This window comes from Collinsella sp. D33t1_170424_A12 (assembly GCF_015554865.1).
Lineage (GTDB): Bacteria > Actinomycetota > Coriobacteriia > Coriobacteriales > Coriobacteriaceae > Collinsella.
The window spans coordinates 1-4,512 of the sequence record NZ_JADNJJ010000092.1; the positions used below are offsets into that span (position 1 = coordinate 1).

General features: G+C 57.2%; 5 protein-coding genes. 1 reads left to right on the forward strand and 4 read right to left on the reverse strand.

All coding sequences use genetic code 11. The features are described from left to right. Both I2E26_RS04160 and I2E26_RS04165 read right to left on the reverse strand, forming a co-directional pair. On the reverse strand, positions 1-1,039 hold a 1,039-nt coding region (locus I2E26_RS04160), incomplete at its 3' end, for a PolC-type DNA polymerase III (protein WP_255519224.1). Beyond that, the gene (locus tag I2E26_RS04165) at positions 1,039-1,998 is read right to left on the reverse strand and encodes a D-alanine--D-alanine ligase (protein WP_195419715.1); all 960 of its coding nucleotides are present in this window, start codon (positions 1,996-1,998) and stop codon (positions 1,039-1,041) included. The genes I2E26_RS04160 and I2E26_RS04165, both read right to left, overlap by 1 nt. Positions 1,999-2,137: 139 nt before the next feature. Between I2E26_RS04165 and rlmN the strand changes: the two genes are divergently transcribed. Continuing rightward, the gene (gene rlmN, locus I2E26_RS04170) at positions 2,138-3,205 is read left to right on the forward strand and encodes a 23S rRNA (adenine(2503)-C(2))-methyltransferase RlmN (protein WP_195419716.1); all 1,068 of its coding nucleotides are present in this window, start codon (positions 2,138-2,140) and stop codon (positions 3,203-3,205) included. Between the two features lie 455 nt (positions 3,206-3,660). Here rlmN and I2E26_RS04175 read toward each other — a convergent pair whose 3' ends face one another. Together I2E26_RS04175 and I2E26_RS04180 are read right to left on the reverse strand one after the other, a co-directional pair. Next, positions 3,661-3,921: a hypothetical protein gene (locus tag I2E26_RS04175; RefSeq protein ID WP_195419717.1), complete on the reverse strand. Its 261-nt coding sequence runs from the start codon at positions 3,919-3,921 to the stop codon at positions 3,661-3,663. Further along, positions 3,918-4,512, reverse strand: a 595-nt coding sequence (locus tag I2E26_RS04180; protein WP_229056401.1) for a ParB/RepB/Spo0J family partition protein, incomplete at its 5' end; no start/stop codon positions are given. The genes I2E26_RS04180 and I2E26_RS04175, both read right to left, overlap by 4 nt.

Sequence of the window (4,512 nt, forward strand, 5' to 3'; positions counted from 1 at the left end):
CGGTGATATTGTTGCGCTTCGCAGCTTCGGCCAGCGGAACCAGGTATGCCATGGATTTACCGACGCCGGTACCCGCCTCGATCACCCGATGCGTGGATGTTGCCAAGGCATCGCGCACCTCGGCCGCCATCTCGATCTGTTCGGGCCGCGGCTCGTATGTGGGATACATCCTGTTCACCAGGCCACCCGGAGCGTAGCATGCCTCGATTTCAGCACGCTGCGGCATATGGAGAACCGGCAGCTCGTCTGCATCGATACGCTCGGGAGAGGTGTCCGCACGCACCACGTCGGCGCGGGCGGCGGGCAGAGAGAACACCGCATCGGGATTCTCTCCGGCTAAAAACGAAAAGATCGGCCGGTACGACCAACTCACATCGGGATGCATATCCGCAAGGCGGCGCATAAGTCCGGCAGGCAGATCGGCAAGTGCACACAGCAGGATGCGCCATACGCCGCACAGCGCATCCACGTCATCCGCAGCACGGTGGGACACCGCATCGCATCCGAACAGCTCGGCCATCGTCGAGAGCTTGTGCGACGCCAGGCGCGGCAAGGCGATGCGCGACAGGGCGAGCGAATCGATCCAGATATCGCTCACATGCACGCCACCCTTCACGGCCTCGATAAACGAGCGGTCGAACACGGCGTTATGTGCAATAACGGGCGCACCCTGGACGAATTCCGCCAGGGCGGCCACCGCTTCGACACTCTTGGGAGCATCGGCCACATCTGCGTTCGTGATACTCGTAAGCGCCGTGATCTCCCGCGGAATCAACATCCCGGGATTCACGAAGGTATCGAATCTTTCGACCACCTCCCGCCCACGCAGGCGGGCGGCGCTGACCTCAATCAGCTTGTTATCGCGCACTGAAAGACCCGTGGTCTCCGTATCGAGCACGACGACATCGTCCTCGATCAAGCCGAACGAACGATGCTTGGCGCGCTCCTCGAGCGTGGAATACGCCTCTATCACGAATGACGGGGTGCCGGGAAGCACCGCGGCCTCGAATTTGCTTAGCCTTGCTGCAGACAGGCTCATTACTGCTCGCTTCGCTCGACGGCCATCTCGATCAGGCTCGCACAGACCTCCGGGAACACCAGGTGGTCCGTATGGCGAATCTCATCGGGGAACAGCGAGGTATCCGTCATGCCGGGGATGGTATTGGTCTCAAGGATCACCGGACCGTCGGCCGACACGATGAAGTCGCTGCGCGACAGGCCGAAGCATCCCAGGGCACGATGGGCTCGGCATGCCAGCTCCTGGGCGCGGGCGTAATCAGCTTCGGAAATCTGAGCCGGGATACGATGAATCTTATCGGGGGAGATGTACTTCACACGCAGGTCAAAGAACTCGGCGTCTTCCTGCTGCAGGATCTCGACGATCGGCAGCGCCTCGACGCTGCTGCCGCCATACACGCCCACCGTGATCTCAACGCCCTCCACCTTGCGCTCGACGAGCACCTTGGTGTCGAACGTGAAGGCATACTCAATTGCGGGAAGCAGATCCTCGGCGCGCTTCACGTACGTAATGCCATAGCTCGAGCCGTTCACGGCAGGTTTCACGAAGCACTTCTCGCCAACGACAGAGAGAATTTCTTCCACGTCGATCGTATCGCCTTGCTTGAGCGTAACGCCGGGCGCGATAGGGATGCCCGCCCGAGCATACAGAAGCTTGGAGAGGTCCTTATCGGCAGCACACGCGCTTGCGGTGACGTCGGATCCGGTGTAGGGGATACCAAGATACTCGAGCAGGCTCTGAATCTTGCCGTCCTCACCGCCGGCGCCATGCATGGCGATGAACGCGGCATCAAACGAGCCGTCGGCAAGATGGTGAACGAAGCCATCAGATGCCGGGTCGACGAGCTCGACATAGCCGAAGCCCGCCTCCTGCAAAGCCGCGACGACGTTGCCGCCCGATGCGAGCGAGATATCGCGCTCACTCGAGCTGCCACCCGCCAGAACGGCAATACGTGCGTCTTCCCTAACCACCAAACCCATCTCTCTGTCCTCCATCTCATACGAAAAGACGGCGATATCCTGCATTTTTTCCATACGGATATCGAGTGCGCCCCGTTATAGCTACAGATACCTTATTGTATAAGGAACCAACTCGTTTCCCCCTTCCGAAAGGCTCCAAATGGAACGTACAAAACCGCTTCGCGACATTCGCTCGCTCTCAATCGAAGACCTCTCCGAGCTCACCATCGAACTCGGTCAGCCCGCCTTCCGAGCGAAGCAGCTGAAAGAGTGGATTTTCGAGAAGAACGTATGCTCCTTCGATGAGATGACGAACCTCCCGAAGGCTTTCCGCGAGCAGCTCTCCGAGCGATTCTCTTTCAACACGCCTGTCGAGATCGCCAAACAGGTATCCAAGGATGGTTCTCGCAAGTATCTCCTCCAGTTCAGCGATGGGACGTCCGTTGAAACCGTCGGCATGCCCTCTCGCAACAAGCTCGCCGTGTGCATCTCATCTCAGGCGGGCTGCTCCATGGGCTGTGCCTTCTGCGCCACCGGTCTTGCGGGTCTCACGCGCTCCCTCACGGCCCAGGAGATGGTCGACCAGGTCCTGCACGTTGCTCACGATTTCGGCGAGCGCGTGACCAGCGTCGTCTTCATGGGTCAGGGCGAGCCCTTTATGAACTTCGACAATGTCGTCGATGCCTTGCGCATGCTCAACGCACCGGGCGGCCTCGAGATCGGCGCGCGCCATCTCACGGTTTCCACCTGCGGAATTATCCCTGGCATCAAGCGTTTTGCCGAGCTTCCTGAACAGTTCACCCTTGCTATCTCGCTGCACTCCGCCGTTCAGAGCACCCGCAACAAGCTGATGCCCGGCGTTAAGAAGTACACGCTGCCGCGCCTGCACGAGGCCATTCAGCAGTACGTTGAGAAGACCGGGCGTCGTCCGACGTACGAATACGCCATGATCGACGGCGTAAACGACAACAATCCCGAAATGGAAGCTCTTATCGAGTTCTGCACGGGAACCCTGTGCCACGTCAATCTGATCCAGCTGAACGACATCCCCGACAGCCCCCTCAAGCCCTCGCCGATCGAAAAGGTTGAGACCCTCCAGCGCCGACTCACCATGTATGGAGTGGAGACCACCGTGCGCCACTCTAGGGGTGGCGATATCGATGCCGCATGCGGTCAGCTCAAGCAGCGGCGCAACTCCGCAAAGAAGATTATTCTGCCGAACGCCTAGCACGCGCAGACACCGTTTCACATGAAACATTCGGGGCCTTCGGGCCCCGTTTTTTGTCTCGATTGAAGCCTTCCCAGGGGCCCCGACCAAGAGTCTAAAGAATAGGAGATGCCATATAACCGCTGGTAGGGACACCGCGCTGTTCAAGCAGGCGTCGCGAGGCACCTGTATCCGATGACTGGAAGAACCCATCGTGCCTCCAGTTATGAATCACTTTTAGTGGCATTTTACGTCTACTTGAATCCCTTTCCAGCATCCTGCCAACCGTCTCTCGACCTGAACCATCATCGCAATGGGCTATTTCCGTATCCTGCAACCATTCAGTGAGACACGTCCAACCAGCTAGACCCCGTATACAACAGAAGAGCTGCCAATTGGCAGCTCTTCTTATAGTCCGGGGCAGCATCCAACCGCCGCAGCAAGCCGATCATCCGGTTATTTTGTTTGGTACCTAATTAACTGATGGTTTCCCACTGGCTTTCAGTCCAGGACTGATTAATCGAAGGATCATTCCTAAGCCGAGCCTTCTTCAACATCATATCCTCAGTAAGTGCATCTGCGACGGTCTTCGACTCGCCGCGCGCCATACTGAATAGAGATTTCAAACTATCTCGGACCTCTTGATCACACGCCACAACAGTCGCCGCAGCAGCACCGGCAACAACCAATGCGGTCATAGCAAATACAGCGATTTCTTTTGCTGTCGTACGCCTCATTCGTCATCGCCTTCAATAACCTGCGAGAGGATCCTGCTCAGTTCTTCTTCATCCTTGAATTCAATCTCAATCTTATTTTTACCTCGCGTCGACTTCACACGCACATTCGTATTGAACACTTGCCGCAGGTAGCGAGCAGCCTTCTTATACGACTGAGGCGTGACGGGACGTGGCGTCCGCGGCACATCACCGACAGAAAACAATGGAGCAAGATTTTCGGTCGCACGAACTGACAAACCCTCAGCTACAACCTTGTCAGCAAGCTTGATCCGTTGATCCTCAAACGGGACAGCCAGAATTGCACGCGCATGACCTGCCGTAAGCTTTCCGTCATAGAGGTATTGCTGAACCGTATCAGGAAGATCGAGAAGGCGGAGCGAATTAGTTATGCTCGAGCGAGACTTTGATACCGCCTTCGACAAGGCCTCCTGCGTCATACCGCTCGCCTTCAACAGCTGTTTATAGCCTCGCGCCTCTTCAATTGGATTCAAATCAGAGCGCTGAAGATTCTCAATCAGAGCAATCTCCATAACCGTCTGGTCATCAACATCCTTAATAATCACCGGAAGCTCAGTAAGCCCAGCCATCAGC

Excerpts from the sequence above, each read along its gene's own strand:
- I2E26_RS04165 (WP_195419715.1), bottom strand. The coding sequence starts at position 1,998 with ATGGGTTTGGTGGTTAGGGAAGACGCACGTATTGCCGTTCTGGCGGGT.
- I2E26_RS04175 (WP_195419717.1), bottom strand. The coding sequence starts at position 3,921 with ATGAGGCGTACGACAGCAAAAGAAATCGCTGTATTTGCTATGACCGCA.
- rlmN (WP_195419716.1), top strand. The coding sequence starts at position 2,138 with ATGGAACGTACAAAACCGCTTCGCGACATTCGCTCGCTCTCAATCGAA.